This is a genomic window from Actinoplanes auranticolor, assembly GCF_018332655.1.
GTDB lineage: Bacteria > Actinomycetota > Actinomycetes > Mycobacteriales > Micromonosporaceae > Actinoplanes > Actinoplanes auranticolor.
This window is the reverse complement of the sequence record NZ_BOQL01000065.1, coordinates 1-26,948: the sequence shown is the minus strand read 5'-3', so window position 1 is coordinate 26,948 and position 26,948 is coordinate 1. Positions and strand designations below refer to the sequence as shown.

The window sequence follows — 26,948 nt, the reverse complement described above, 5'->3', positions numbered from 1 at the left end:
TCCGGCCGGCTTGCGGAACCGATCGTGTTCCGCAAGCCGGCCGAGAATCGCTGCGGCGGTGCTGCGCTGACGCGGCGAGAGCTGGATCTCCGGCTGGGTACCGGTGTTCGCGGCACCGGGACCATCGTCGTCGGTGTCGCCGACAACTCGACTGAACACTCTTCCCGGCTCCGGCGAAGTAAGGGTGTGATGCACCCTGTGGAACAACCGGGCACCACGGGCTTGGATGCCGACGCTCACCTCATCGAGCGGGACTTCACGGCGATCTTCGACCGGCACTATCGCGCCATCTACGCGTACGTGGCGCGGCGGCTCGGGCCCGATCTGGCCGAGGACGTGGCGTCGGAGACGTTCCTGATCGCGTTCGATCGCCGGCACACCTTCGACCCGGCCCGCGGCGACGCGCGGCCCTGGCTGTTCGGGATCGCCTCGAACCTGGTCGCCCGGCACGTCCGGGCCGAGTTGCGGCGCTATCGGGCGCTGGCCCGGGCCGGCGGGCAGGACACCGGCGAGGCCGACAGCCACGCCGACGCAGTCGCGGGACGGCTCGACGCGGCGGCCGTGCGCGGCCGGCTCGCCGAGGCCCTGCGGCGGCTGCCGGAGCCGGTACGAGCCGTCCTGCTGCTGGTCGCCTGGGCTGGGCTCACCCAGCACGAGGCGGCCGAGGCGCTGGGCATACCCGCGGGCACGGCCAGGTCCCGGTTGCACCGGGCACGACAGGACATGCGGCAGGCGCTGGGCGCCCAGATCGAGGTGGACGAATGATGGACGAGATCAGCATCCTGCGGGAGACCTTCGGCCCGGACCCGGAGCCGTCCCCGGCAGCCGAGCAGCGCGCGCTGAAAGCCTTGCGGGGCCGGATGACGCCCCGGACCCGGGCCCCGTGGCGTCTGCGGGTCCCGGTGGGCGTCGGTGTCGCCATGGCGGCGGCCGTCGTCGCGGCGGTGGCGATCAGCAACGCCGATGGCGGGACCCGGGTGACGCCCCCGATATCGGAGCAGCGGCCGGACCACACCCAGGCGGTCGCGACCGTGCCGCACCTGCGACCGGTCAACGCGGCACAGGTGCTGGAGAACGCGGCGTGGACGGTCGAGCAGGAGAAGTGGACCGATCCGGCTCCGACCGATTTCATGTACGTCGAGACCCAGGAGATGCGCAACCCGCCGGCGTACGAGCAGAAGGCGCCGAACGGGGCGCTCCTGCCCGGCAAGGCCAAGTACCGCAAGGTCCAGAGCTGGAACCGGATCGACGGCCAGGTGCAGGCGTCGATGCGCAACGGCAAGCTGGACGTGCGGCGGCAGGGCCAGGACGACACGTATTTCGCCTTTGTCCCCTGGTCGCAGATCGTCAAGCTGACCACGCCCGAGGCGATCGCCTCCTACCTCGAGCGTCCCGAGGGCGGGGTGATGGCGGTGCCCGACGCGCTGGCCGGCCAGTACGCGCTGCCGCCCGAGGTCAAAGCGGCCATCTTCCGCTACCTCGCCCGGCAGCCGGGCATGAAGGTCAACCCGGACGCGGTCAACCTCGACGGCCATCCGGCGATCGGGCTGGGCCGGGTAACGGAGGGTTACCTGTCGCAGGAGCTGCTCTTCGACAAGCAGACGTACACACTGATCGGCGAGCGCCTGATCGCGGTCGAAGACCAGCGCGGCGCCGGCGACGGGCGCAAGGGTGACCTGTACCGGCAGGTGATCTATCGCAAGGCGGCCATCGTGGACCGCCCGGGCGAGACCGGGTGAGCGCCGGCGCCCGGTCGCTCCGAGGCCCGATCTCCCGGGCGCACCGCCCCTGGGACGGCAGGCTCGGGCCTGGACCGCTGGTTGCGCCGGGCTCAGCCGACGTCGGTGACGGTCAGCCGGCCGTCGTTCGTGCCGCAGATCAGGTTGTCCGCGACGGCCGTGCAGCCCTGCGGGCCGACGGCCTCGACGATGCCGCGCAGCTGCAACCCGCCGGTGGTCAGGTCGATCCGGCCGGCCGCGACCCGGCGGCCGTCCGGGGCGACCGGGCGCAGGTAGTACGCCGGGACGGAGCGGACGGCGTCCCGTACGGCGGTGCCCACGCCGAGGGACACCACGACGGTGCCCGTGGCGGCGTCGATCAGCGCATACCTGCCCTGGTCGCCGTTGTCCGCCAGCACCCTGTTCTGCCCGGTGACCGGTACGGCGTCGACGAAGCCCGCCGCGCGCCAGCGGACGGTGCCGGTGCCCGGATTCAGCCCGACGGTCGCGGTGCCGTCGGCGAAGCACAGCACGACGCCGCACGCGCGGGCCGCCGGCCCGGTCACGATCTCGTCGGTCGCCGACTGCCCGTACCGCCAGCGCTGCTGCAGCGTGTCCAGGTCGTACGCGGTCACCACCGCCCGGTCCGTCTCCATCCGGTTGACGAACAGCAGGCCGGACTCGGCCACGAGGCCGTTGGGGACGGGTACGCCACTGCCGTTGTCCACGCGACCCTGGGACAGCAGAGCACCGTCGCTCAGGCGCAGCACCTGGACCCGGCCGTCCGGGGTGGCGGCCACGATCCGTTGCCGTTCGGGACCGACGACCGCCCAGGACTCGTCACCCTCGATCGCCCGCGACCAGATCCGGCTGCCGTCGGCCATCCGTACCAGGCTCAGCGCCCGGTCCGGCTGCCTGAGCAACGCGGTCTCGGGTGTCGCGGACACGACGTCGCCGGGAAGCCGCCACATTTCTGCCCCCGTACGCGGATCGAGCGCGACCGTGCCCTCCAGCAGGATCGGGACCAGCACCGCACCCGGCACCCGGGCCGTCATCCGGCCGCGCGGCATCGGCAGCCCCTTCGACCAGCGGACCGCCCCGCTCCCGAGCTCGTACGCCGTGATCTGGGAGCCCGCGTTGATGGACTGGACGAACACCGTGTCGCGGGCCGCGTCGACGAGGCTGGTCAGGCTGAAGGCGACGCTCCACCGGGGCCGGATCACGGCGGACCCGGAGACGGCCGAGCCGGTGAGCGTCGCCGCGCAGAGGACCGCCACAGCGGCTGCCGCCCAGCGCATGACGACGCGGTGATCAACACGGCGTCGTGCCGGTGCGGCCGCCGTCGCGGGGGAGCCGGGATCACCCAGCTCGATGATGGTCATGACGACCTCATCTAACACCCGGCGTCCCCGGACCGGTACCCCGCCGACCTCCCGGCCCGGGCGCCGGTCGAGCCCTGCCGATCGCTGAGATCGTGGCCGGCCGGCGGTGCGCTCAGCTGCCGTCGTGGCGCCGGAAGACGAGCACTTGCGGGTCGATCTCCGGTGGCAGGACGAGGCGGCCCAGTTCGGGTTGCTCGGCCATCAGGAAGCGGTCCTGGCCGGTGTAGGCGGCCCGGTCACCGGTGGCGAACTCGTGCCGGCTGCCCAGCACGATGTAGAGCTGCACGCTGGGCGTCGCGAACACGTGCCGCTCGAAGGAGTTGCCCGCGGGTGGCCAGGAGCAGACGACCGCCTGCGGCCGGTGCGCCCGCAGCGCCGTGCGCGCGTCCTGCCGGCGGACGTCGGCGGGGAAGCTGACCGCGTGCTTCCAGCTGTGGTCGTCGGTCGCGGTGATGCGGACGCCGGCATCGGCCAGGAACCGCGACAGGGTGCCGTCGCCGGCGGCGATCTCCAGGGTGTCGCGCTCGCCGATGAGGGCGGCCAGCTCGGCGATCAGCCGGTCGGAGTAGAAGCAGTAGATGCCTTTGGAGCTGACCAGCGGCATCAGCCGGCGCCGTTGCCACAGCAGCGGCCACAGCGTCCGGAACCACGTCATCGGCACCGGCTTGCGCTCGAGCTCGCGGGCGAACAGCAGCTTCTGCGCGACCCAGCCGTTGACCAGGTTGAACCGCATCCGCCCGCGGCGCACCCCGGCGGCCGTGGCCAGCGACACCTGTTTGAGGGCGGCCACCATCATCTGCCGGCGCACCTCGAGCCGTACCTGCATCTGCGGGTTGCCGCTCCGCCCGCGGGCGGCCTGCGGGGCCGCCACGGCGGCGACGTGCGCCTTGAGCTCTTCGATGTCACCGCGCTCGGTCAGCTCGCTGATCTCGGCCTCGACCGCCGCCCACTCGGCGGGCCAGCGTTCGCACAGCTGGTCCAGCGACGGCCTGGTCCGCAGCCAGGCACGGACGTCACCCGACTGCGACGCCATGACCATCACTTCCGGTACGCACGCGTCCATGGTCACCCACCAGCGCGCCCCGAGTGGCGAAGACCGGCAGATCGGCGCAACTCGGCACATCCTGTCCGGCTAGCTGGCCTTGGTCCTGGACCTTGTCGCCGATTTTCCACCCGAGCCCTGCGCGTGGAAGGACAGCGCCGCCGTCATCCAGTACGCGAAGTCCTTCTCCGCAGCGAAGGCCGTCTTGCCGACCGTGATCCACCCTTCGCCCATCGAACGACCTCTGCCCATCTCTGCGCGTGCGGCGCCCGGCTTCTCCAGGTGCTGGGCGTCGCTGTCCGGCGATACCCGTACGAGCAGGTCGGAGCCGCCCCCGGAGACGCAGACGACCATCCGCTCGTCGACCATGAAGGCCAGCCCGCCGAACATCTTGACCTCGCGGACCTGTCGATCGGCCAGCGCGGCCCGGACGCGTTCGGCCGTCTCCGAGTCGTACGCCATGACCCACCCTCCTCAGTCCGGTTCGCTGTCAGGAGGAACGTACCTCCGCCCGGAGGCCGCCCGGGATCGTGGGCGGCCTCCTCGGCGCGTTCCGCGAGGCAGGACGGCTCAGAGGGTCAGCTTCCAGCTATCCAGCAGGCCGCCCGGCGGGAAGCTCGATTGCCGGTCCTCGACCTTGAGCGTCCACACGCCGTCAGCCGGTCCCGGCAGACGTTCGAGGTACGTCCGGATGACGTCCCGCTGCCCGGAGGGTTTCATGTCCTGCAGAGTGATCTGCTCGCCGTTCGGGGTGACCAGGAAGACGCCGAGGTCGCGTTCCCACGGGTGCCTGATGCGCACCTCGATGTAGGCGCCGGCGGCCGGCGCCCGGTCGCATCCGGTGACCGTGATCGGGCTCTCGGCGACGCCGTCCGCGATCGGGACGTCGGTGGTGGCGACGCCGCCGCACACCGGCGCGGGTAGCTGCTCGCCGCCCAGGTCGAGCACGACGTTGTCGAACGTGCCGATGCCGTTCGGCGCATTGTCCAGCAGGTACACCTTCCACACCCCGTCTGCCTGCTCGGCGGACAGGTCGTGGGTGAAGGTGTAGTCGATGTCCTGGATGTCGTCGCCCGTCCGGGAGAGCAGGCTGTAGCTGGTGCCGCTCGGCGCGAGGAGCCGGATCTCGAGGTCACTGACGTACGTGTGGTCGACGTGCAGCTCGACGGTGCTGTCCACGGCGCCCGGCCCGGCGCAGCCGTCGATCGTCACCGGGATCTCGACGACGTTCGACTCGGGCAGGGTGACGTCGGTGTCGCTGGCGCCGATGCACCCGGCGGCTGCCGCGACGGTGAGCGTGAACCAGGCCGCTCGCGTCGTGCCCGTGCCGCTGCCGACGACCAGGAGCCGGTACGTGCCCGGCGCGGTCCTCGGGCCGGTGGTGACGGTCATCGCGGAGCCGTCGAAGGTGGCCTTCGCTCCGGCCGGGAGCCCGTTCACGCTCCAAGTGACGGGCCGGGACGCGTCCACGGCGACGGTGACGGCATCGCCCGCCGTGACGGTGGCGGCGGCCGGGGCGACGGCGAGCGAGAAGTCGTCGGCCGGTGGGGTGGCGTCGACGTACAGCAGCCGGTCGGGCGACCCGGCGCCCGGGCCGGTGACCACGCCGGGGGTGGCGTCGGCGAGCAGTTCGGCCGTCACCTGAGCCGGCGTCCAGGTCGGATGGTCGGCCAGGATCAGCGCGGCCGCGCCGGTGACGTGCGGGGCGGCCATCGACGTGCCGCTGGCGATCCGGGTGGCGGTGTCGCTTCCGATGGACGCGCTGGTGATGTCCACGCCGGGCGCGAACAGATCCACGCAGGGGCCGAAGTTGGAGAACTCCGCCCGCGCGTCGTCCGGGCCGATCGCGCCCACGGTGACGGCGTCGGGCAGGGCGGCGGGCGTGTTCGCGCAGGCGTCGGTGTTGTCGTTGCCGGCCGAGACCACGTAGGTGACGCCGTCGGCGATGGACCGGCTGATCGCCTGCTCCTGCGGTGCGTACCGCCGGCCGTTCAGGCTCATGTTGGCCACCGCCGGGGTGCCGGCGGCGTGGTCGGCGGTGATCCAGTCGATCGCCGCCATGACGGTGCCGACCGAGCCCCGACCCTCGCAGTCGAGCACGCGCAGGGGCACCAGCTCCACGTTCTTGGCCACACCGAAGCTCGTCCCGCCGACGGTGCCCGCCACGTGCGTCCCGTGCCCGCGGCAGTCGTCAGCGGTGGCGTCGTTGTCGATGAAGTCCCGTCCCGGGCGGATCCGCCCGGCGAACTCGGTGTGCGCGAGGTTGATGCCGCCGTCGATGATGTAGGCGGTCACGACCGGTGAGCCGTCCGGATAGGTGAAGCTGCCGTCGCCCGGCAGGGCGCGCTGGTCGATCCGATCCAGCCCCCACGAGGTGGTCGGCGCCTGCACATCGGAGGCGGTGACCACCTGGTTCTGGGTCACCGACGCGACCGCCGGGTCGGCGGCCAGCCGGCGCGCGGCCCGCTCCGTGAGCGTCGCCTCAAAACCTCGCAGAGCATGACGGTACGTCCGTACGACACCGCCGTCGTGCCGATCGGCCAGCGCTGCCGCCGTACGAGCGACCGCGTCCGCAGCCACGTCCTCGAGTACGACGATGTAGGACCCGGCGATGGCGGCCGGCCCCGCGGCCGCGGTGACCGGGCCTTCCGCCGAGGCGGGCACGGCAGTGCCGGTGGCGATGAGCGCCCCGGCCGTGGCCGCGGCGATTCTCCGGCGATGTCGAGTCGATACCAAGGCTGCTCCCCATCCACTGGCGGACAAAGTCTGGACGAAACACCCAGACATGGAAGGAAATCTATTTTAAGGCTCAAGTAATTGCAAGGACGTGCCCACAAACTCCCAGCCGCTCAGGGCAGCAGCGGCAGTTTGCCCACGGTGGCTCGCTTCCAGCTGGGCGAGGGCCTTCGGTCCCTCGGTCAGCTGGTAGGTGGTGGGCCGCCGAGGGCTGAGCACCCCGGCCGCGATGAGCCCGAACAGCTCGCCCATGACGTCGCCGAAGATCTGCGGTGCGGCCCGGATCAGGACGCCGATGCCGACGACGTGGACCTGGTGCCGGTAGACCAGACCGCGATGGGTGATCGCGGCGTCGCCGCCGGGCAGGCCGTAGACCACGACCCGGCCGGTGCCGCGCTTGGTCGCGGCCAGGCCGGCCTCGAGGGTGGCACCGCCGACCGCCTCCAGCACGAGGTCGACGCCCGCGCCGCCGGTCAGTCGCAGGACCTCGGCGGCGAGGTCGGTGCGCCGGGAGTCGATGACGTGGTCGGCGGACGATGGCTACTCGCGGCCGGCCGCGCACCTTCGACCCGGAAACCGCCCTGCACCAGGGCGTTGGACGTGTTCTGGGAGCGGGGCTACGAGGGGACCTCGCTGAACGACCTGGTCCGGGCCGTGATGTCGCCGCCCGGGTCGGCGGGGGTCAGACCGAGCTGGTCGGCGTGTCGCATGCGATGGGCCAGGCCGGCCGACTCGATCAGCGCCTTGCTGGGCACGCAGCCGGTCCACAGGCATTCACCGCCGGTCCGCTCCCGCTCGACCATCAGCACCTTGGCACCGAGGCCGCCGGCGATGACTGCGCTGACCAGGCCGGCCGTGCCGCCACCCAGCACGAGCAGGTCCAGATCCGCCGTCACGCGGCCACCGCCCCGGGACCGAGGGATCGTCGCTCACGCCGGTCGTCGTCCATGATGTGAAACTACCGCGCCCTGCGGCGACCCACGCTCTTCCGGGGAGACAGGAAAGCGAACGGTAGGAGCTCGTCGGCGGTGGAGGGCATACCAGCAGTGGCGGCAGCTACGTCGAGGAGCATCGGTGATGAGGCGACGACGCTATGAGCTCACGGCCCGGTTCTACGACCTGGTGTCGCTGGAGCGTCCGGTCTATCGGGTGGGACGTGAGGCCGGTATCGCCGCGTTGGGCCTGCGCACCGGTGACCGAGTGCTGGACGTCGGCTGTGGCACCGGGCTCAACCTTCCTCTTCTCCGCGCCGCCGTGGGGCCGTCGGGCGCAGTCGTCGGCCTCGACGCGAGCTCGGCGATGCTGCGTCAGGCACACGTCCGTATCCGCCGGCACCGATGGACGAATGTCACCACGGTCCTCGGCGACGCCGCGGAGACACCACCGACCATCGGTGAGCCGTTCGATGCACTGCTGTTCACTTACACACTCAGCGTGATGGACCGCTGGCGACAGGCGTGGAGCCGATCACTCGCGCTGGTGCGGCCCGGCGGCCGGATAGCCGTGGTCGACCTCGGTCTGCCCACGGGACGCTGGCGTCTGCTGGCGCCGCTGGCCTGGCTTGCCTGCCAGGCCGGCGGAGCCGACCCGTACCGGCGTCCCTGGCAGGCGTTGACGCGAACCACCGCGGACGGGTCACATGAAGTCTTTCGCGCCGGTCACGTCCACGTGGCAGCGGGATCGTCACCGTGTGGCTGATCGCCACCGGCACCACCGGCACCGTCGGCGGATCGGCGGTGCCGGTGGTCGGGTTGATCCGAGATTCCGGCTCGCGCTACTCCACGATCCAGATGCCGTAGTCGCGGGTCGCGGTGCCGAAGTCCTGGAAGCCGAGGATCGTGTTGTTGCCGACGTAGGTGTAGTTGTTGATGCCCTTGGCGACCACTCCGCCGTTGGCGGCCGGACCGTAGACGGGGCCGCCGCTGTCGCCCCCGCGGACCGCCGGCCGGCCGTCGACCTGGCGGGCCTCGACGGCGTCGCCGGAGTCGGTGTTGAACTTCTCGACCCGCAGTCCGCACACCGGGCCGCCGGTGTCGCGGGCGGACGACCCGCCGGACTGGCAGAGGTACTCGCCGGGGAACGTCCAGTCCCAGCCGACGACAGTGGTGACGACGTTGCTGTCGAGCCCGCCGACGTACATCACGTTGTCCACGTTGCCGGGCGTGCTGATCAGGGCGATGTCGTGCCCGTCGTTGTCGGCCGTGAAGGTGCCCATGAACTCGCCGACGCCGTCGCGGATCTGGTTGCCGTTGCTGCCGCAGTGCCCGGCGGTGAGGATGAACCGCTCGTTGTTGCCGTTGCGGACGGGGAAGCCGGTCGTACAGCGGGAATTGCCGTTGATCTGGTCGGCGCCGCTCTTCCAGGGTGCCCAGTCGTCGCGCCGGCTGGTCAGCAGCTTCGTGCCCTGGTCGACGATCTCGACTGCCACGCCGACGTTCGGCAGTTGCCGGGTGATGCCCGAGCGCCCGCTCGTCGCGACGACGATGCGGCTGCCGTCCACGGCGTACTTGATCCGTGGCTTCGCCGCGGCATAGGCCGACCGCAGCTCGGCGCCCGCCGTTCGCAGTTCGCGCAGTGAGTGCTTGGCCGTCCCGACGTGTACGGGCGCGATCTTCCGGGCGGCGGCAATCGTCCGTTCCATCTCCGCGGGCAGCTTGCCCTTCCACCACACCGTGACGTGTTCGTCCTCGAGCTCGATCCCGGCGTAGCCGGCCGGGCCCCGGCGCTCGATTTCTTTGCGCACGGCGCTGGCCGCTTGGACCAGGGGAATCTGTTTGCGGGCGTGCTCCGGGAATGGGAACGTCACAGCTGCTGGGTCCGGGGCCGGCGAAGCGGCGGCCGGGGCCGAGGCCAGCACGGTGGAAGCCAGAACAGCGACGCCGACGGCTGCGCTGAGACGCTTGCGATGCGTCATGCGATTGCCTTTCGCTTGCCCCGCTCGGGGGAACGAGCGTGGGATCGGGGATTCCTCCAGGCATGGAGGATTGCCACGCGGTGGGGTAGCCGCATGTCAGGCGAGGGAGCGGAATTCGGTGCACGTTCGCGTGGAGGGGAATGGTCGGACGATGCGTTTACCGATGGGGCGATAGGGCGCACGGAATGGGCGACGCGCGGCGACCGGCACGGATCGGATCGACGGCCGTATCAGATTGATCCGTTATCGCCGACATCGTTGTCAACGATAGAAGGCGACGATGCTGTTAACAACCCCTACAGATCGAATTTCGCCGATGTCTCTACGCGTCGGCGGAGGGGACGCTCAGCGACCGTGCCGTACGTCGTTGGGTGGGTGCTCACGCAGGTACTCGTCGAGCCGTCCACCCCGCAGCGCGGCGAACAGTTCCCGGCAGCGCGCCGGATCGGGCACCATCACCGCGCCGATCCCGGGAACGTCCCGGTTCTCCGCGATGGGCAACGTCACGAAGATCAGATCCTGGGCGCGCAGGTGCCGGAGCGTGATGGCGAGGCGTTGCACCGGCATGCGCCGATCCACGGTGAGCATGCCGGCCGCGGTACGAACCAGCCGATCCAGTTTTCGCGGATCGGTGAGCAGATTCCGGCCGGCCATCTTCTCGGCCAGCGCCCGCAGGTACTGCTGATGGCGCCGGGCCCGGTCGAGGTCGTCGGCGGGCAGGCCGCGGCGCTGACGGACGTAGAACTCGGCGAGCTTGCCGTCGAGATGCACCTTGCCCGCGGGGAAGACCACGCAGCGCCGGGGACGGCCCTGCGGGTCGGTGCATGGTGCCGACGGGTACGGGCTGTCCTCGGGCAGAAAGCGGTAGGCGTCGACGCTCTTCTTGTCGATGGTGACGTCGACCCCGCCGACCAGATCGGTGATCCTGCGTATCCCGGCGAAGTCCACGATGACCGGCCAGTCGATGGTGATACCGCCGAACCGGTTGATCGTCTGGACCAGCCTGGGCGCGCCACCCCAGGCGAATGCCGCGTTGATCTTGTTCCCGGACCCGCGCCCGCCGTCGGCCGTGGCGATCGGAACGTACGTGTCGCGCGGGATGGAGATCACGTAGGCCTTGCCGGTCGACGCCGGAATGTGAACGAGGATGACGACGTCGCTGCGCCCGTCACCCGGTTCGCCTCTCGTGCGGCTGTCCGAGCCGATGAGCAGCAGGTTCATCGGTCCCCGTACCTTGGGCGGCTCGGTCCTGGCGCCCGGGGACCGGGCCGGTGCCGGAGGCAGCAGGTCGGCACGGTCGACCGCGTCCTCGTAGCGGCCGGAGAGCGTTCGCATCCCGGCGACGCCGGCCACCGACCCGGTGACGAGCACGGCAAGAACTGCGGCGAGCACCAGACGCCGGCGGCGTCGCGGATGACGACGTTCGGCCATCGCTCACACCCCCACGAACCGGTATCCGGTATCGATGAGCACGGGCAGAACGCTGCGCAGCGCCCGTACGGTCTGCGACCGGTCGCCGCCGCCGTCATGGGTGAGCACGATGGACCGGTTGCCGACCTGGTCCAGGATCTCGGCGCGGATCCGGCCCGCACCGGGGTTGTCCCAGTCGCGCGGATCGACGTCCCATGCGACCGAGGTCTGCCCGAGCGTGGCGCACGCCTCGAAGACCGTGCGCGACCAGCTTCCGTACGGGGCTCGGAAGAGCGCGGGTATCCGGCCGATCGTCGTGGCTACGGTGTCCACGGCCCGGCCCACCTCGGTCCGTACGCGTCCGGCCGGCAATCGGCTGAGGTTCGCGTGTGACCAGGTGTGGGTCCCGACCGTATGGCCGTCGTCGACGATGGACCGCACCAGATCCGGGTGGGCCGAGGCCTGCTGCCCGATCACGAAGAAGGTGGCCCTGGCGTGGTGCTTCCGCAGGATCCGGAGTACCTGCGGGGTGTACGCCGGGTCCGGGCCGTCGTCGAAGGTGAGCGCCACGACCCGCGAGCCCTTGTTGCCCGGCGTGGCCGGTACGACGTACCGCGGCTCCTTCTGGACCGGAATGCGTGGCAGCCTCGTCGCGGAAGGCGATGGTGGTGCCGGCGAGGGCCGGGCCGTCACCGGGGGGAGCCCGGGCGATTCGGGCTGCGGCTCGGCGCAGGCGCTGAGCAGAGACAGACCACCGAGGGCGAGGAACACCCGCCTGCCTCCGGTCCACCGTTGTTGCGTCATCGACATGATCACCTCCGGACCCGCGCGGTCGCCGCAGAGGGAGCGACGGTTCGTTCGCGGAGTACCGGAAGTCTGGTGACGAGATGTCAGGAACTGGTGAGCGCCCGGACGGCGGAGTTCCGGCCAGGGCCCCGCGCAGGCTGTCGGCCTGGGCGGAGCCCTGTGATCATGGAACGGGTCAGCGTGTGCCGTTGAGTGTCGAGGTGGGAACCCGGTTCGCCACCGGCGGAAGCTGCTTGGGCTCGCCGGCTGCCGGAGCGCCCTTCTCCGCCAGGTCCGTCTTGGTCTCGTCCATCCGCTTGACGCGGGTCGTCTCGTCCGGCTCGGTCATGAGCGGCTCGGTGAACGGCTGGAGGTCGCCCTGACACACGGTTCCCGCCGCGGGCACTGCGCCGGTGAGCAGGTATTCGTCGATGGCGCCGGTCGCGCAGGCGGACGTGCCGTACGCGGTGTGGCCGAAGTTGGTACTGGACAGGAGCCGGCTGTTGGGCAGCAGCCGGGCCGATTCGACGGCCTCGACGTAGTTGGTGGCCGGATCCCAGTAGTTGCCGATGACCAGGACCGGTGCCGCGGTGCGGCGGTTGAAGGGGCCACGGTAGGCGTCCTCGTCGCGGACGGTCCAGGTCTTCGAGGCGCAGGAGGCAGTGCCCCAGCCCCAGGCCCGGCCGAAGTACGGGGCCCGCTTGTCGTACTTGGCGGTCTCCGCCGGCCAGGACTCCGCGTTCTTCGGGTGCAGGCCGTCAGTGCAGGCGACCCCGGCGTACGTCTCCAGGCTGTTGTCGTACGGGAAGTCACGTCCCGGTGCGCTGCGCCGAGCCTCGCGGATGCGGCGGGCGAGCGCGGCCTCGGCCGCGGCCTGCCGGGCCGCGGTGACGCTGCCGTCGGCGTTGAGGATGTCCCACAGCTGCGTGGCCGAGCCGGCGACGGCGTCACCGGCGTTCGGGCTGTACAGAGCGCCGAGGATGCCGCCGATGAAGTCGGCGTAGGTGACCGTGTAGGTGCCGAAGTCGTCGGTGACGGTCACCGGTTCGGCCTTGAGCTTCCTGGTGATCGTGTCGAAGTTCTCGACCGGGTCGCCGGCCGCGAAGGTGCAGAACTTCTCACCGGCGGTGTCACAGCGCCTGAGGATCTCGGTCAGCGCCTTGTAGGCCCCGTCGGCCGACCGGAGACGGTCATCCTGGATGCGGTTCCTGGTACGGCTGTTGCCGGTCCAGGTGACCGGGTTGATCACACCGTCGACCGCGACCGCGCGGACGCGATCGGGGAACATGTTGGCGTAGTACTGCCCCAGGGCGGTGCCGTAGCTGAAGCCGAGGAAGCTCAGCTTCTTGTCACCGACCGCGCGGCGCAGCACGTCCATGTCCCGGGCGACCTCCGCGGTCGACATCGCCCCGGCGACGGCCTTGCCGGTGGTCGAGCAGCCACGCCCGACAGCCTTGGCCGAGGCGATGTACGCCGCCTCCTCCTTCTTGCCGTACGGGAAGGCGACGTTCAGCCCGGCGTACGCCTCGGTCTGGGCCTTGACCGACGGGAAGCACCGCACGTTCTGGCTGCCGGCGATGCCGCGCGGGTCGACCCCGACGATGTCGAATTTCTCCAGCACCGATTCGCTGAGGAAGTACGGCGCGGCGAGGGCGATGTCGGTGCCGGAGCCGCCCGGCCCGCCCGGGTTGAGGAACAGGCTGCCGATCTTCGCCTTCTGATTCTTGGCCTTGACGCGCAACACGGCGATCTCGGTCTTGGCGCCGGTGGGCTTGTCGTAGTCCAGCGGCAGGTCGACCGTGGCGCACTCGGCGTAGTCGTAGCAGGAGTACCAGCCCAGCTTGGGCGTCTTGACCCGGTCGACGCGCTTCTTCTCCGCCGCGCTGGTGACGTCGGTGCGGGCCGCGAACCCGGCGGGCGCAGCCGTGGTCGGGGGTGCGGCCACGGCGGGGACGGTCACCGATGCGGCGAGGAGCGCGCCGGAAAGACCGGCAGCCCAGACGGATGTGGCAGACGGCATGCAGATTGCCTTCCTGGAGGGATTGCCAGAGCAATGTGGACGCGATGGACGCCTGTGAATGCGCCTCGCGGAACCACTAGACAAGCCTCCGGGTAAAGCGGGCGTAAGTAGGTCGATCGCCGCGTCGTGGTCACCACCGCTCGGCAGGCAGGCGAGTTGAGGACGCCGAGTGGGCGTCGAGGGGAATCGGAGGTCCATCCCTCATCGGCGGGTCTTGGGCAGGTCGAACTGGTCGGCCGCGCGGCAGTCCTGCTGGCTTCCGATCGCGGCGGGGCCCAGTTCGGCGAGGGCTTCGCGGGCCCGTTGCCGGCCGAGGTTCCAGGCGTACCAGGGGTCGGGTTCCTCGAGGTCCTCGGCGATCCAGCTGAGCGTGCACCGGCGTACCGGATCGGGCAGTTCGGTCAGGGCCGGGGTCGCGTCGGCGGAAAGAGCCCGGAGGTACCAGGCGTCGATCTTGCCGGAGCCTTCGTAGCGGGCCGCGTTGCGGCCGGCCACGTAGCCTTCGGGGTCGAGGGCGGCGAGACCGAGCAGCATCAGCACGGCCAGGCCGACGGTGGCCCCGGGGACCCAGCGGCCCTGCCATTTGAGGCCGGCGACCGCGATCAGCACGAAGATCACGCCGAGCAGCAGCTCGGAGGCCATCACGAAGATGCGCTCACCGGTGAAGCTGTAGACCCGCTGGTACTCCCACATCCGCGACAGCGCGGACGCGACGATGATCACGCTCAGGGCACAGAGCAGACCCAGGAGTACGCGGAGCAGTACCCGTTCCACCGCCTGGTCCCGTTTCGCCCAGCGGGCCAGGCTCGCGATCAGCGCAAGTGACAACAGCGTGACCGCCACCAGCTGCCAGAAGCCGCTCCGGGCGTACTGGGAGTAGCTGAGCCCGGCCGTCTCCAGCACGTGCCGGCTTCCCCCGAACAGCACGGTGAACTGCACGGCAACAAAACCGCCGAAGAGCAGCACGAGTGCGGCGCCGGCCGGTGCCCACTCGATCAGGCCGAATCTGCCCCTGCCCTCGGTGTCCAGGCTGGATGTCGCCGGCGGTGCGGCCAGCGTGTAGATCCCGGAGACGGCGAGCAGGCCACCGGCCGCGGCCAGGAAGATCCACAGGAAGATCGAGCTGAGCCTGAGATCGGGGACGGCGCCGTCCAGCAGCTGGGAGAACGCGACGTCGGCGGACGACAGCAGCGCGCCGAAGACGAGCAGCACCACAGCGGTGAGGGCGATGGAGAAGAGGATCCGCCGGGCGATTCCCGGGTTGCGGCCCGCTTTCAGGTGGCTACGGACCCACGGGATGCCGGCCAGTGCGGCGTACGGGGCAGCCACCAGGCTGAACAGGATCGACCTGAGCCGGCGCCCGCCGACGATGGCCAGCGCGGTGCAGCCGATCGCGCCCAGCACACTGAACGTCACCAGCCACCACGCGTTGCGGAACGCCGGGATGAGGAGCAGGGCCAGCGCTGCCACGGCCCAGCCGGAGCGGAGCAGCCGCTCCCCGCGCGGGAGCTCGGCGGATTTCCGGACGGCGAACGCGACGCCCAGCGTCAGCGCCAGCCAGCCGAGGAACCAGCCGATGCCCACCCGGTTCAGCGGCAGGAAGATCAGGAAGCCGAGGGCGCCGGCGAGCACGCCGGCCGGGACGGCCCAGCCCTGGGCCTTCTTCGGCCCGGGCCAGTGCTTCTTGCGGAACGTCTGCCACGCGGTCGGCGGCCGCTCGTACGTGCCGAACGGGCGCGCCGGGTACTGGGCGACTGGTACTTGCGGAGGCTGAGGAGCCGGTGGCATCGCCTTCGCCGGCGGGAGGGCGGGGGGTGCCGGGGCCGGGCTCTGCGCAGCTGCCGGAGCGGTCGCAGCCTGCGCGGTGACGGCCGGGGCGGTGACGGCCGGGGCGGTGACGGCCGGCGTTGCCGCGGGTTTCCCGGATCGGCCGGCCGGTTCGCCGGCGGCCCGGGCCGCCGGCTCAGCGGGAACCATCGGCACGAAGATGGCATAGCCCCGCGTGCCCGGCGGGACCAGGACCGGGATCGCCCATGCCGCCTCCCCTTCGGCCCCCGGCCAGACCAGCGACGGGATCGCTTCGGTGGGCGGCATGACCAGCAGCTGGGGGGCCGGCGGCGGGTTCGCGGCGGCGGCCTTCGCCGCCGTCGCGGGATCGGGCTGTTTCGGTGGCTGATCCGCCACTGCACCCTCCTGGGTTGGTCATTTCGGCACAGGGTGAGCCGACCGTGCGGCAGGTTTCACGTTGGGACGGGTCCGTATCGCCGCGACGACGGGAGAGTAGCCTGCGGGAACAAGATCCGCCCGCACGGACGCTGGTACCGGTGTGATCAACGCCGAGGTTCGACTTTCCTTGCTGGACCGGTCACGGACCCGTAGCGGTGAAACGGACGGTGCGGCGCTGCGGGGCACCGTCGCTCGCGCGACGCGGGCCGAGCAGCTCAGCTATCACCGTTTCTGGGTCGCTGAGCACCACGGCGTGCCCGGGATCGCCGGCGCCGCCCCGGCAGCGCTGCTGACCGCCGTCGCCGGCGCCACGACGGTGATCCGGCTCGGTTCGGCCGGTGTCATGCTGCCGCACCACCAGCCGCTCGTCGTCGCCGAGCAGTTCGCCACGGTGTCCGCCTTCGCGCCGGGCCGCGTCGACCTCGGCCTGGGCCGCTCGCCGGGCTTCACCCCGCCGGTGCGCCGGGCACTGCGGCAGGCCGACGGCGATTTCGCGGCCGACCTCGCCGAGCTGCGTGACTTCCTCACCGGTACGGCGGAGATCACTCTGCACCCGCAGCCGGACGGCCCCATCCCGCTGTACGTGCTGGCCACCGGAACCGGCGTGCGGATCGCGGCACGGCTGGGCCTCCCGGTGATCGTGGGCGGCCCGCTGCTCGGTGCGGACGGTGCCGAGGCGCTGGCCGACTACCGGCGTACCTTCGAACCCTCCGCCCAGCAACCCGAGCCCTGGATAGCGATCAGTGCGGACGTGCTGGTCGCCGGCACCGACGCGGAAGCCGCCGACCTGGCGCTGCCCGAGGCGTGGGCGATGGCTCGAAGCCGTACGACCGGAGTGTTCCCGCCCCTGGAACCGGTGGCTGCCGCCCGCGCCGCCGCCCGGACCCCGCGCCAGCAGCAGTACCTCGACCAGTTCCTCGCCGCGGCGATCACCGGCACACCCGACCGGGTGCAACGCCGCCTCTCCGGAATCCTCGACCGCACCGGAGCCGCCGAACTGGTGGCCACCGGCAGCACCTTCGATCGCGAGGCCCTGCACGCCTCGGACGCCGCCCTGGCCGCGCTGTTCTCCCGCCCCTGATCCCGGACTATCGTTGCGCCGATGAGTTCGAGCGCGCCTCCACCCGCATCCGGCCCGGTCGCCCTACCCGGCTGGCAGCGGTACAGCGTGCTGATGGCCGAGGCGGACTACCGGTCGGTCAGGAAAGACCCCCGGGTCGCCTATGCGTTGTGGTGCGTGGTCGGCATTCTCGGAGGACACCGTTTCTATCTGGGGGACACCGGCCGGTCCATAGCGATGCTGTTCACCTTCGGGGGGCTCGGCCTGTGGACGCTGCTCGACGTGTTCTTCGTGGGACGCCGGGTGCACGCGGTGAACCGGGCACGCCGGTCAGCGATCATGGTCCGGTACGGCATCATCGAGGACTGAGCAGCGGATCGGCCTGCCACTCCTCGCCGGGCCAGCGCCGTTGGTCGACGTCCCCGATGACCTCGGCGTAGCCGGCGACGTGATCCGCGAACTCGGTCGTAGTAGGCAGATTCCGGTGTGAGCTCCGGCGTGCCGTACGAAGCCGTTGCTGCATCTGGTGCTCGGTCCACGAAGCGGTGTAGGCATGCATCGGCGACTGGTCGACGACTTCGCTCGTCACCATGGTCAAGAGGGTCCAGCACACCAGTTCGCCGACGACGGCCGCGTGGATGTGCTGAGCGGCGTCGTCGTCGGGACGGTCGGCGCCGACTTCCGCGACCCGGTCGATCAGCTTGAGCACCTGCGCGGTCGGTTGAGCCTGCTGCACGAGTTTGGTGAACTCGTCGGGATTCCGGACGAGCATGGTGCCGAGGAACACCGAGATCGCCTCGGTGGAACCCTCGAAGATCCTGAACAACCGATAGTCACGGAAGTGCTGGCCGACGGTGTTGGTGTCGAGGAAACCCCGGGCCGCCAATACCTGCAGAGCCGTGTCTATCGCGCCCCAGCCGAGCTCACACCCCAGTATCTTGGCGCAGAAGAACCAGGCGTCGGACACCTCCCTGCCCTCGTCCTGCCACGTCGCAATACGGGAGATCAGCGTCTTTACTGCCTGGACCGCGGCTCCGGCCTCGGCCAGCCTTTCCCGTATGCGGCCGTTCTCGGCCAGAGAGCCGGTGGCCACCGCACGGCCTTCGGCGAATCTCTGGGCCAGTTCGAGAGACCGCATGGCCGCGCCCACTGACATCGCAGCGAGCACGACGCGGCCGCCCATGAACGCCGCTTTGGCCGTAGCCAGACCGTCTCCCTCGATGCCCAGCAGCGCAGACGAGGGGACCCGCACATCGGTGAAGCTGAGATCGTACTGCGGCACTGCGCGGAGCCCCAGAGTGAGCATCTCAGGACCGATGCCGAAACCGGGTGTGCGGCTGTCCACTAGGAAGCCGGTGATGCCCATCGGCCGGCCGCTCTCATCGTGGAGCTGAGCGAATACGTTCACGTATCGCGCGTCTCCGCCCAACGAGATCCATTTCTTGAAGCCGTTGATCGTGTAGGAGCCGTCCACGTTCTTGGCCGCACGGGTGGTCATTCCCCGCAGGTGCGAGCCGATGCCCGGTTCGCTGATCGCGCTGGTGGTCAGCGCCTGTCCCATGGCCAGGCGGGGCAGCACGTGACCCTTCACATCCTCAGGTGCGGACAGCAGAATCGGCGCTATTCCGAGGGTGTTGTGCACGGCGCAGAAGACGGCAAGGTTCGCATCGATGGCCCCGAGTTGGGTGAACACCCGGTTCATGTCGGTGTGGGACAGATTCTGTCCGCCCAGTTCCCGGGGAATCTGCAGACCGAGCAAGCCGGCGGCGGCGAAATCCGACACCAACGCCGGAGGTAAGGAGCGGCGCTCGTCCAGCAGCCGGGAGTTGAGGAAATTCCGGGCATACTCGCGCAGGAAATTCAGCATCCCCGTCGCCGATGACGTTTCCGGCCGGTCGTCCTTCGCTGCGGAGAGCACAGCAGCCTGACTGAGGGCATCCGTGTCCATCGTTCGCTCCTTCTGGGGAGTCATGCCGCCCCGTGCTGGCCTTCGTAGCCGGGCCGCACCTTGCCGGCTGTGCACCTCGAGGCCGACGATGTCCGTGGGGAGCCCTTCGTGGTCTCACCCTCCAGGGAATGGCGGGATGCATGAAGCATTGGTGATCCGTTTTGTACACCTGGGTGTATGTTCGTCTATTTCGAGAGCACTCTACAGCGGAACCTTTGGTTCCTCAACGGGGTCGCATCGTCACCCACGGTGAGGCGGCTCTCGATGATGTTCCCGGGCATGGCCGCTGGCACGGGTCCTGTGGCAGGCGCCAGGTGCCTCACGGTGCGGAGTTGCCGGTAGTCGTGCTGCGCAGCCGCCACCCTCGGGCCAGGCGGTGCGATGGTGCTTCGTCTGTTTACGCAGGCCGCATCAGGCAGACGCGCTGATATGCCGCAGGTGCCGGGCACCTGCGGCATATCGGCGGCCTTACCTACTTCGCCTCGCGGGCATGGATCTGGGCGACCAGTTCCGCGGCCAGCGCCTTGATCGTCTCCAGCCCCGGCCGGCCCCAGGGGCGCGGTTCCATGTCGACCACGCAGACCGTGCCGAGCGCGATGCCGGTGCGATCGATCAACGGGGCACCCAGATAGGAACGGATGCCGATCTCGTCCACCACCGGGTTGCCGGCGAACCGGGGATAGTCGCAGACGTCATCGAGCACCAGTGCCTTGCGCCGGACGACGACATGCGGGCAGTACCCGTGCTCGCGGGTGAACGTGCGGCCGGCCAGAGCCGCCTGCAGAGCCCCCGGAACGGTGGCGCCGGTGTACAGACCGCCCAGGTACTGACGATCGTCCTGGATGAAGTTGACCATCGCGAGGGGCGCCCTGGTGACGTCGCCGACCCTGCGCGCGAACTCGTCGAGCTGCGCGTCCGGGCCTTCCCCCAGGCCGATCTCGCGCAGCCGGCGCATGCGAGCGGGAATCTCGGGATCCGCCGGGGTGAGGGGATGGTGTCCGGAGAGGTCGTAGATCATGCCGGAGCTCCGTTCGGTCATCGGCGGGCACGCGAGGCGAGGAGATGGTGGATCAGACTGATGAGCACGGCGGTGGCAGATCGCCGGTCACGCGCATCGCAGAGCATGATCGGGACCTCGGACTTCAGGTCGAGAGCGCTGCGCAGATCGTCTGCCTCGTACCGGCACGAGTTGTCGAATTCGTTGACCGCGATCAGGAACCCGATGCCGCGCGACTCGAAGAAGTCCACGGCGGGGAAGCAGTCCTCCAGCCGGCGGGTGTCGGCCAGCACGACCGCGCCCATCGCGCCGCTGGACAGCTCGTCCCACATGAACCAGAACCGCTCCTGTCCCGGGGTACCGAACAGGTAGAGCACGTGATCCTGGCTGATCGTGATGCGGCCGAAGTCCATCGCGACCGTGGTCGTCGACTTGTGCTCGACACCGGTCAGCCGGTCCGTGCCCACGCTCGCGACGGTGAGCAGCTCCTCGGTGTGCAGCGGCTCGATCTCGCTGATCGCACCGACGAACGTCGTCTTGCCGACGCCGAAGCCGCCCGCGATCAGGAGCTTCAGCGCGGACGGGAACCCGTCAGAGCCGTCGTTGAAGGGCATTGAGAATGGTCTCCAGTACCGCCGGGTTTGAGGCATTGGCCATCGGGTCGGGGGAGCGGGCGTCCACCGCGCCCCAGTCCACGAGATCGGAGAGCAGAATCTTGGTGACCACCGCGGGTAGCCTCAGCCGCGCCGCGACCTCGGCGACCGTGGTGACGGTGCCGCAGAGCCCGAGCACCTGGGCATGGTCCGGTCCGAGCTGACCGTGCGGGTGGCAGCCGGTGGCGATCACCATCGACAGCAGCTCCATCGGGGTGGTCGGCTCAGTCCGGCCGTTGCTCACCGTGTACGGCCGGATGAGGCGTCCCGCAGCGTCGTCGAACCAGTGCTCGTCGTCCGTCCCCAGCGTGGTCACCGTCCGCGCACGTCCAGGAAATCGGGCTCATTCCGGGCTGGCGTCGCCAGGTACGGCCGGACGCTCTTGACCAGCTGTGCCATCTCGTAGCCGAGCACGCCCGGATCGGCCGCCTTTCCCGCGATGACCGCGAGTACGGCCCCGGAACCAGCCGCCGAGACGAACAGCAGTGAATCGTCCAGCTCGGCCACCACCTGCCGGACCCCGTCGCTGCCGCCGAACCGGGTGCCGGCGCTACGGGCCAGCGAGAACAGCCCCGACGCGACCGCGGCCAGGTGATCCGCGCCGTCGTCGTCGAGCCCGTGAGCGGCCTTGCGCAACCCGTCGGACGACAGGAGCAGCGCGCTCTTCGTGTCCGGTACGCGATCGACCAGGCCGGACAACAGCCAGACCAGGTCCTGGGACGTGCGTGCGGGGTCGCTGCGCGACATGTGAGCCGGGCCTTCCTGGGGAACGGAGCGGGGATCAGCCATGACTTTCCGGGGCGGACGTGTCTGCCTCGCCCCGCGAGACGCCGTTCATGAACGACGCCATCAAGCCTGCTTGGTGCTCAACAGCCGGTTCCGTGGCCGGGCGCGGCGGGCCCTGCTGCAGCTGCGGAGCCATGTGGGTCTGACTGCGGCGACGCGGGAGCGGGGGCCGCGACGGCGTGGGTTGTACCTGCTGGGCGAGGGTCGCGCCGGCGATCTGCAGGGTCGCGGCGGACGCCGCACCGGCCTGACCGGACCCGGCCCGGCCGGGCTCGGCGTGGTTGGACCCGGCCCGGCCGGGCTCGGCGCGGTTGGATCCGGCCCGGCCGGGCTCGCCGTGATCGGATCCCGCCCCGCTGGGCTCGGCGTGATGGGATCCGGCCCGGCTGGGCTCGCCGTGACCGGATGTCGTGTGGCCGCGCCGGACGTGGGCCGGGAAGCCGGTCGCCGGAGGCGCCTGAGCCGGTGTGGGCTGGCCCGGCGCGACGCGAGCCGAGGTGGCGTGGGACGACGCGGCCAGGGTGGTCCGGCCCGGCGTGACGACCGGCCGGATCGACTGTTCGGCGATCTCGGGGGTGCCCTGGAGGCGGCCCGCCGGACGTTCCTGCAGCGGGACCCGTTCCCGCAACGGGATCCGCTTCTGGAGCGGAACCCGTTCCTGCACCTGGAGCTGCTCCGGTGCCCGAGGCAGGCGTTGCGGCCGTACCGCTTCCGGCGCGGATTCCGGCAGCGAGCCGATCAGCATCTGCGGCAGGATGACCACGGCCTGGGTGCCGCCGTAGATGTTGGCCTGCAACTGCACGATGATCCCGTGCTGCCGGGCGATCATCGAGACGACGTAGAGCCCGATCCGCCCGTCCCGCAGCAGATCGTCGAGGTTGGTGTCCTCCGGGTTGGCCAGCAACTGGTTGACCCGGTCCAGATCGGCGCGCTGTATGCCGAGCCCGCGGTCCTCCACCTCGATCGCCATGCCCGCGGCGACCTGCTGTGCGCGCAGCAGCACCTGGGTGTGCGGCGGGGCGAACATCGTCGCGTTCTCGATCAGCTCGGCGATCAGGTGGATGACGCTGGCGACGGCGTGCCCGGGCACCGTACCTTCGATCGGCGGCACCAGCTTGACCCGCGAATAGTGCTCGACCTCGGCGATCGCGGACCGCAGCACCTCCGTCAGCGCGACCGGCCGGCTCCACTGCCGGCGCGACACCGACCCGCCGAGCACGGCCAGGTTCTCCGCGTGCCGCCGGATCCGGGTGGCCAGGTGGTCGACCTGGAACAGCCCCTTGAGCAGGTCGGGGTCCTCGACCTCGTTCTCCAGCGCGTCCAGCAGCTTGATCTCGCGGTGCACCAGCGACTGCAGCCGCCGGGACAGATTGACGAAGACCTCGACATGCCGGCCGTCGGCATGGGCCGCCGGCACCCGGACGGTTTCCACCGCCGGAGCCTGCCGGAGCCGCTCAGTGAGCTGATCGACCTGGGAGAGGGCAGCCGCCAGCTGAGACTGGGTCTCGGCCAGGGCCGAGGGGGTCTCGTCGGCCGTGACCCGCCGCCCGCTCGACCGGGCGCTGGAGTGCCGGGCCGCCCAGATGGCGAAGACGACCGCGGCGAGCACCGCGATGACGGCGATCAGATAAGGCGTGTCGGGCATGAGCATCCTCGTTCTTGGTGATGCGGCAATGTCCGGTGCGAAGGCGTTTACTTTAGTGCCGGCAGGACGCGCGGCCAAAGGCAGGAATCTCGCTCGGCATCGATCTGATGAATCGGCCGGCCTCGATACTGCGAATGTCATCTGAACGGGTGAACCGATGGTGACAGAAAAGCTCCGCCGAGGTTATTCTCCTGCTGGCCGCAATCCCCGCCCCGAGGATCGATGTCCGGCACTACCGTGCAGGTATGGCTGTGCTCATGGATCGGGCCGGGGACATCGCGGCTGCCCTGCGAGGGTCCACTCTGGAAGATCACCCGGTGGAGGAAGGTCTGGGCGGCACGTTCCTGGTGCAGAACGTGGACCCCGCCCGGGTTCTCGAGGCGTGGCAGGCTGCCCGTGCGGCCATGCCGCTCACCGGCCGGTGGCCGGTCTTCACGTTGCCGGGGGACCTGCACCACGAACCGGAGCCTGCGGAGCTGGTGGAGCTGGACCGAGCGGCCCGGACGCTGGATCCATGGTCGGTGTACCGGCGCTACGGCGCCGACGAAGCACAGGACCGGCACGACGTGGAGCGCTATGTGGACGTATTCCTGGGCGCGGATCTGGTCGAGCCGGCGCTGCAGCAGTTGAGGCCGCCGACCACCTCGCACGTGCTGCAGCGGTGGATCTACGACACCGTTCTGGCTGATCCGCAGCTGACCACGCGGGCCTTCAGCGGGTGCGAGCACCTCGTCGGCACCAACAGGTGGCACACGTGGCCCGAAGTGCAGTTGGTGCTGTTACCCACCACGGCACAGTGGCTGGCACCCGCGTGGGTGTCCTACTTCGGCGCAGCCCGCGACAACGGCCAGGCGGGATGGGCCGCGGCGATGCGTCAATGGGAACGGCAGTGGGGCGCCGGCCTCGTCGCCGCGTGGGGAACCATGCTGCAGTTCACCGCGGCACGCCGGCCCGAGCCCGGTCCGCAGGCGTGGGAGCTCGCCGGGCAACTGATGGCCGTCGGGGGCAGCCTGCAGTGCGAGCAGTGGCAACTCGCGATCGCCCTGACCCGCGGCGACGCATGGTTCCTGCACGACCGCCCCTGACTGTCGCTTCAGCGGGGGCGATGGGCCCGGACGTCCACCGGGCGTCCATCGGGATCGTGAGCTGTCATCGTCCATTGTGTCGGCAGGGTCTCGATCTGTCCGACCGGCCACCCGGCACCCAGGATCTGTTCACGGAGCTCACGCAGTTGCGCGTGAGTTCCCACGCGCAGCCCCCAGCCCGCCCGGCCCAGCGGGTCGAGACCAATAGTCGGAGCGTCAGCGGTTTCGACGATCATCAAGTGGTCGTCCCCGCCGACATCGATGACGGCGATCCGCGGATCGGAATGCGTGGCAGCGCGCTCGAATGCGAGCTTTGCGCCGAGCAACTCCGTGTAGTACTTCACGAGCCGGTCCAGATCGCCTGTGGGCAGAGTCAGATGATTGATTCCGAGAAGATCAGGCATGGTCAGCCCACTGTAGTGCGGCCGGACGACGCCGCCGGCTTGACAGTGTGCTGGGAACACGGTCTGCACTGGACGCATGAATCGATGGAATGACATACGCCGAGGACTGGCTGTGACTGTCGTGATCGGACTGGTCGGGTCACTGGCGACGGCCCCGGCCGCAGCGGCCGGCGGCAGGACCGGGCAGGTGGAGTGGGGCGCCTGCCCGGCTCCGATCGCGGCGGCCGCCCCGACGGTGCAGTGTGGGACCGTGACGGTGCCGCTGGACTACCGGGATCCGGGCGGGACGCAGATCGACCTGATGGTGTCGCGGATTCCCAGCACGGACCCGGAGAAGCGGCGCGGCGTGCTGCTGCTCAACCCGGGCGGCCCGGGCGGCTCGGCGCTGACGATGCCGCACGACCTGGTCGGCCTGGGCGTGCCGGCGAGCGTCACGGACGCGTACGACCTGATCGGCATGGACCCCCGGGGTGTCGGCTACTCGGCCCGGATCGACTGCGGATTCACCGACGAGCAGGGCTACCCGGGCAACGTGCCGCCGTGGGCCGAGGACGACGCGGCGGTCCTGAAGCAGGCCGCCGCCGCCCGGGCCGTCGCCGAGCAGTGCGCGGCCCACGACACCGGGGGCCGGATGGCGCACATCTCGACGGCCAACACCGCCCGCGACCTGGACCGCATCCGTGCCGCGCTGGGCGAGCAGAAGGCCAGTTTCTTCGGGCTCTCGTACGGCTCGGCGCTCGGTGCCGCGTACGCCTCGATGTTCCCGGACACCACCGACCGGGTCATCATCGACAGCAATGTCGGAGACACCGCTCTGACCCGCGCCGGACTGCGCCGCTTCGGGCTGGGTCTCGAACAGGCGTTCCCGGGCTTCGCGCGCTGGGCGGCGGCCCGGCACACCTCGTACGGCCTGGGCCGCACACCCAGGCAGGTCCGCGCCACCTACTTCGCGCTGGCCGAGCGGCTCGACGAGCAGCCGCTGCCCTGGATGGACGGTCGCTTGTTCCGGCTCGCCACCTTCGCCTCCTTGTACCGGGAGTCCGACTACCCGGTGCTGGCCCGGGCCTGGCAGCAGGTGAAGGATTCCGGTGCGGCGCCGGCCGGCCCGCAACCCGCGGCGGCGCCCAGCCCGTACTCCAACTTCTTCTCCGCGTTCCTGGCCGTCACCTGCAACGACAGTGAATGGCCGAGCAACGTCGGGGTGTACCGGCGCAGTGTCGCCGAGGACCGCGTGAAGTACCCGATGTTCGGCGCGGCGTCGGCCAACATCAACCCGTGCGCCTTCTGGTCCCTCGGGCCGACCGAGCCGCAGGTCGCCGTCAACGACGACGGTCCGGCCAACGTCCTGATCCTGCAGAACCGCCGGGACGCCGCCACGCCGCTGTGGGGCGGGCAGATCATCCGGGCGAAGTTCGCCCACCGGTCCCGCCTGGTCACCGTCGACGAGAACCAGCACGGCGTCTACGTCTTCGACGACAACCCGTGCGCCCTCGACATCGGCACCGCCTGGCTGGTCGACGGCGTGCTCCCGCCCGACACGACCTGCGCGGCCTCCACCCGGTCCGGGCTGAACCTGGACCGCGAGGGCGAGCAGCGCCGGGCCGAGACCCTGCGCAAGCGCCCGCTGGGCACGGTCACCACCAACTGATCAGCGGCTCATCGCGCCCGGACCGGCCCGACGCTCGCAGCTGCGGCGGAGCCGGTGCAGGACCTGGGCGTGGAGCCCGCGGTGAAGCTCCAGCAGCTCCACCAGCGGATGCTCGCCGGCGACCCGACCCTCGCCACGTCCGTCAGCTGACCCGGCCCGCCGCCGCGGCCGTCATCGCCCACCGCCAGTCACCACATCGACAGAAGATCATGTGCTACGGTGGTCGAGTTGCAGTTTTGATTTCCGTAGACGTTTTTCAGCGCCTGATGGGTTATCCAAAACCCACCGGGCGCTTTTCGTTTGTCGTGTCGTTCTCGACGCGGGTGATCAACGCAGCGGCGATGGAGTCCGCACAGTGCGGCTCTGCAGCTCGCGAAGGAGCAGACATGACTACAGGCACCGTGAAGTGGTTCAACGCCGACAAGGGCTTCGGATTCATCACCCCGGACGACGGCGGCGCCGACGTCTTCGCCCACTTCTCCGCGATC

At 70.4% G+C, this 26,948-nt stretch carries 27 protein-coding genes; 9 read left to right on the top strand and 18 right to left on the bottom strand.

Features of this window, described 5'->3' with window-relative positions; translation table 11 throughout:
* Positions 1-189 precede the first annotated feature (189 nt).
* Entirely contained in the window at positions 190-765 is a 576-nt protein-coding gene (locus tag Aau02nite_RS36440; RefSeq protein ID WP_212993180.1) for an RNA polymerase sigma factor, read from the top strand.
* Positions 762-1,739 carry a hypothetical protein gene (locus Aau02nite_RS36435; protein WP_212993179.1) on the top strand — a complete coding sequence of 326 codons (978 nt, stop codon included), beginning with the start codon at positions 762-764 and terminating at the stop codon, positions 1,737-1,739. The genes Aau02nite_RS36440 and Aau02nite_RS36435 overlap by 4 nt, the downstream gene beginning before the upstream one ends.
* A gap of 92 nt (positions 1,740-1,831) precedes the next feature.
* On the opposite strand, the gene Aau02nite_RS36430 is transcribed toward Aau02nite_RS36435, so the two are convergent.
* The 6 genes from Aau02nite_RS36430 to Aau02nite_RS36405 form a co-directional block, all read right to left on the bottom strand.
* Entirely contained in the window at positions 1,832-3,100 is a 1,269-nt protein-coding gene (locus Aau02nite_RS36430) for an outer membrane protein assembly factor BamB family protein (protein ID WP_212993178.1), read from the bottom strand.
* Between the two features lie 112 nt (positions 3,101-3,212).
* Positions 3,213-4,133 carry a class I SAM-dependent methyltransferase gene (locus Aau02nite_RS36425; RefSeq protein WP_212993177.1) on the bottom strand — a complete coding sequence of 307 codons (921 nt, stop codon included), beginning with the start codon at positions 4,131-4,133 and terminating at the stop codon, positions 3,213-3,215.
* Positions 4,134-4,232: 99 nt separating this feature from the next.
* Positions 4,233-4,604, bottom strand: coding sequence for a TfoX/Sxy family protein (locus Aau02nite_RS36420; RefSeq protein WP_212993176.1), 372 nt, complete (start codon positions 4,602-4,604; stop codon positions 4,233-4,235).
* Positions 4,605-4,712: 108 nt separating this feature from the next.
* Positions 4,713-6,878 carry a S8 family peptidase gene (locus tag Aau02nite_RS36415; protein WP_212993175.1) on the bottom strand — a complete coding sequence of 722 codons (2,166 nt, stop codon included), beginning with the start codon at positions 6,876-6,878 and terminating at the stop codon, positions 4,713-4,715.
* 66 nt (positions 6,879-6,944) lie between these two features.
* A complete protein-coding gene (locus tag Aau02nite_RS36410) occupies positions 6,945-7,355 on the bottom strand; it encodes a zinc-binding dehydrogenase (RefSeq protein ID WP_246595709.1) in 411 nt (136 codons plus the stop codon).
* 140 nt (positions 7,356-7,495) lie between these two features.
* Positions 7,496-7,774 carry an FAD-dependent oxidoreductase gene (locus tag Aau02nite_RS36405; RefSeq protein ID WP_212993174.1) on the bottom strand — a complete coding sequence of 93 codons (279 nt, stop codon included), beginning with the start codon at positions 7,772-7,774 and terminating at the stop codon, positions 7,496-7,498.
* A gap of 226 nt (positions 7,775-8,000) precedes the next feature.
* On the opposite strand from Aau02nite_RS36405, the gene Aau02nite_RS36400 reads away from it, so the two are divergent.
* Positions 8,001-8,576, top strand: coding sequence for a class I SAM-dependent methyltransferase (locus Aau02nite_RS36400; protein ID WP_246595705.1), 576 nt, complete (start codon positions 8,001-8,003; stop codon positions 8,574-8,576).
* 76 nt (positions 8,577-8,652) lie between these two features.
* On the opposite strand, the gene Aau02nite_RS36395 is transcribed toward Aau02nite_RS36400, so the two are convergent.
* The 5 genes from Aau02nite_RS36395 to Aau02nite_RS36375 form a co-directional block, all read right to left on the bottom strand.
* On the bottom strand, positions 8,653-9,684 hold the full coding sequence (locus Aau02nite_RS36395; protein WP_212993172.1) for a trypsin-like serine protease: 1,032 nt from the start codon (positions 9,682-9,684) through the stop codon (positions 8,653-8,655).
* A 453-nt stretch (positions 9,685-10,137) separates the two neighbouring features.
* Entirely contained in the window at positions 10,138-11,223 is a 1,086-nt protein-coding gene (locus tag Aau02nite_RS36390; RefSeq protein WP_212993171.1) for an LCP family protein, read from the bottom strand.
* 3 nt (positions 11,224-11,226) lie between these two features.
* Entirely contained in the window at positions 11,227-12,006 is a 780-nt protein-coding gene (locus tag Aau02nite_RS36385; RefSeq protein ID WP_212993170.1) for a polysaccharide deacetylase family protein, read from the bottom strand.
* Between the two features lie 178 nt (positions 12,007-12,184).
* Complete coding sequence (locus Aau02nite_RS36380) at positions 12,185-13,933, bottom strand: alpha/beta hydrolase (protein ID WP_307857975.1); 1,749 nt, start codon at positions 13,931-13,933, stop codon at positions 12,185-12,187.
* Positions 13,934-14,209: 276 nt separating this feature from the next.
* Positions 14,210-16,192, bottom strand: a complete 1,983-nt coding sequence (locus Aau02nite_RS36375) for a DUF4153 domain-containing protein (RefSeq protein ID WP_212993168.1) — start codon at positions 16,190-16,192, stop codon at positions 14,210-14,212.
* A gap of 169 nt (positions 16,193-16,361) precedes the next feature.
* On the opposite strand from Aau02nite_RS36375, the gene Aau02nite_RS36370 reads away from it, so the two are divergent.
* Positions 16,362-17,315: an MsnO8 family LLM class oxidoreductase gene (locus Aau02nite_RS36370; RefSeq protein WP_246595704.1), complete on the top strand. Its 954-nt coding sequence runs from the start codon at positions 16,362-16,364 to the stop codon at positions 17,313-17,315.
* Between the two features lie 21 nt (positions 17,316-17,336).
* A complete protein-coding gene (locus tag Aau02nite_RS36365; RefSeq protein WP_212993167.1) occupies positions 17,337-17,663 on the top strand; it encodes a TM2 domain-containing protein in 327 nt (108 codons plus the stop codon).
* Here Aau02nite_RS36365 and Aau02nite_RS36360 read toward each other — a convergent pair.
* From Aau02nite_RS36360 to Aau02nite_RS46895, 6 genes are all read right to left on the bottom strand, one after another.
* Positions 17,650-19,242 (bottom strand): acyl-CoA dehydrogenase family protein, encoded by a 1,593-nt coding sequence (locus Aau02nite_RS36360; protein ID WP_212993166.1) that lies wholly within the window; start codon positions 19,240-19,242, stop codon positions 17,650-17,652. The two genes, Aau02nite_RS36365 and Aau02nite_RS36360, sit on opposite strands and share 14 nt — an antisense overlap.
* 472 nt (positions 19,243-19,714) lie before the next feature.
* Entirely contained in the window at positions 19,715-20,260 is a 546-nt protein-coding gene (locus Aau02nite_RS36355) for a GAF domain-containing protein (protein ID WP_212993165.1), read from the bottom strand.
* A gap of 17 nt (positions 20,261-20,277) precedes the next feature.
* Positions 20,278-20,853 carry a GTP-binding protein gene (locus Aau02nite_RS36350; RefSeq protein ID WP_212993164.1) on the bottom strand — a complete coding sequence of 192 codons (576 nt, stop codon included), beginning with the start codon at positions 20,851-20,853 and terminating at the stop codon, positions 20,278-20,280.
* Positions 20,831-21,208 carry a DUF742 domain-containing protein gene (locus Aau02nite_RS36345; RefSeq protein ID WP_212993163.1) on the bottom strand — a complete coding sequence of 126 codons (378 nt, stop codon included), beginning with the start codon at positions 21,206-21,208 and terminating at the stop codon, positions 20,831-20,833. Before Aau02nite_RS36345 ends, Aau02nite_RS36350 begins: the two co-directional genes overlap by 23 nt.
* Complete coding sequence (locus tag Aau02nite_RS36340) at positions 21,205-21,639, bottom strand: roadblock/LC7 domain-containing protein (RefSeq protein ID WP_212993162.1); 435 nt, start codon at positions 21,637-21,639, stop codon at positions 21,205-21,207. The genes Aau02nite_RS36345 and Aau02nite_RS36340 overlap by 4 nt, the downstream gene beginning before the upstream one ends.
* Before the next feature lie 34 nt (positions 21,640-21,673).
* Positions 21,674-23,323 carry a sensor histidine kinase gene (locus Aau02nite_RS46895; RefSeq protein ID WP_246595703.1) on the bottom strand — a complete coding sequence of 550 codons (1,650 nt, stop codon included), beginning with the start codon at positions 23,321-23,323 and terminating at the stop codon, positions 21,674-21,676.
* Between Aau02nite_RS46895 and Aau02nite_RS36330 the strand changes: the two genes are divergently transcribed.
* Together Aau02nite_RS36330 and Aau02nite_RS36325 are read left to right on the top strand one after the other, a co-directional pair.
* Positions 23,322-23,468: a hypothetical protein gene (locus tag Aau02nite_RS36330; protein WP_212993161.1), complete on the top strand. Its 147-nt coding sequence runs from the start codon at positions 23,322-23,324 to the stop codon at positions 23,466-23,468. The two genes, Aau02nite_RS46895 and Aau02nite_RS36330, sit on opposite strands and share 2 nt — an antisense overlap.
* A gap of 100 nt (positions 23,469-23,568) precedes the next feature.
* Positions 23,569-24,408 (top strand): DUF4253 domain-containing protein, encoded by an 840-nt coding sequence (locus Aau02nite_RS36325; RefSeq protein ID WP_212993160.1) that lies wholly within the window; start codon positions 23,569-23,571, stop codon positions 24,406-24,408.
* A gap of 8 nt (positions 24,409-24,416) precedes the next feature.
* On the opposite strand, the gene Aau02nite_RS36320 is transcribed toward Aau02nite_RS36325, so the two are convergent.
* The gene (locus Aau02nite_RS36320; protein ID WP_212993159.1) at positions 24,417-24,812 is read right to left on the bottom strand and encodes a VOC family protein; all 396 of its coding nucleotides are present in this window, start codon (positions 24,810-24,812) and stop codon (positions 24,417-24,419) included.
* A 112-nt stretch (positions 24,813-24,924) separates the two neighbouring features.
* On the opposite strand from Aau02nite_RS36320, the gene Aau02nite_RS36315 reads away from it, so the two are divergent.
* Positions 24,925-26,460 carry an alpha/beta hydrolase gene (locus Aau02nite_RS36315; protein WP_212993158.1) on the top strand — a complete coding sequence of 512 codons (1,536 nt, stop codon included), beginning with the start codon at positions 24,925-24,927 and terminating at the stop codon, positions 26,458-26,460.
* A gap of 386 nt (positions 26,461-26,846) precedes the next feature.
* The coding region (locus Aau02nite_RS36310) for a cold-shock protein (RefSeq protein WP_212993213.1) at positions 26,847-26,948 on the top strand (102 nt) is incomplete at its 3' end.